General features: G+C 76.2%; 1 pseudogene. It reads left to right on the top strand.

From position 1 onward, the window contains the following. Window positions 1-651 (top strand): annotated as a pseudogene (locus ACLEQD_RS44855) (penicillin-binding protein 1C); the annotation flags it as partial. Window positions 652-661 lie beyond the last annotated feature (10 nt).

Here is a 661-nt window from a genome sequence, read left to right as displayed (position 1 = left end):
GCGTGCTCGACGCCGCAGCGGCGACGGTGGCCGTGTGGGTGGGCAACTTCGACGGCACGCCGATGGCGCGGCGGTGTCCGCATCACGGGCGGCGGCCCGGTGTTCGCGCGCGTGATGTCGCTGGCGATGAGGGGCCTGCGCGCCGCGCCGCTGGTGGACCGCGGCCACTTCGAGGCCGCGGAGATCTGCCCGCTGTCCGGCGAGCGCGCGGGCCCGAACTGCCCCGGAGCGATGAAGGAGGTCTACCTGCCGGGCACGGCGCCGCGCCACGCGTGCAAGATGCACCGGAGCGACGGCGCGCTGGACGTGGGCCCGGCGTACCTCGCGTGGGCGCAGGCGGAGGGGCTGACCTCCACGTCGGTGAGCGCGGAGGGCGGGCCGGGGATGGAGCCCGGCTTCATCCTGCCGGCGAACGGGGATGAGTTCCTGGTGGAGCCGGAGCTGCCTGAGAGCGCGCAGGCGGTGCCGGTGCGCGTGATGGCGCCGCGGGGAGCGAAGCTGCTGGAGCTGCGCACGGACGACGGCCGCCGCATCGAGCTGCGCCCGCCCTTCGTGACGCGGATGCCGGCGGTGGAGGGGAGCGCCGCCTGGAGCGTGTGGGAGCCCGGGGGCTCCACGCCGCTGGCGGTGACGCGGTACCGCGTCCGATGAACGCGGCGGG

This window comes from Corallococcus sp. 4LFB, from assembly GCF_046520365.1.
Taxonomy (GTDB): domain Bacteria; phylum Myxococcota; class Myxococcia; order Myxococcales; family Myxococcaceae; genus Corallococcus; species Corallococcus caeni.
This window is presented reverse-complemented; position numbering and strand designations above follow the sequence as displayed.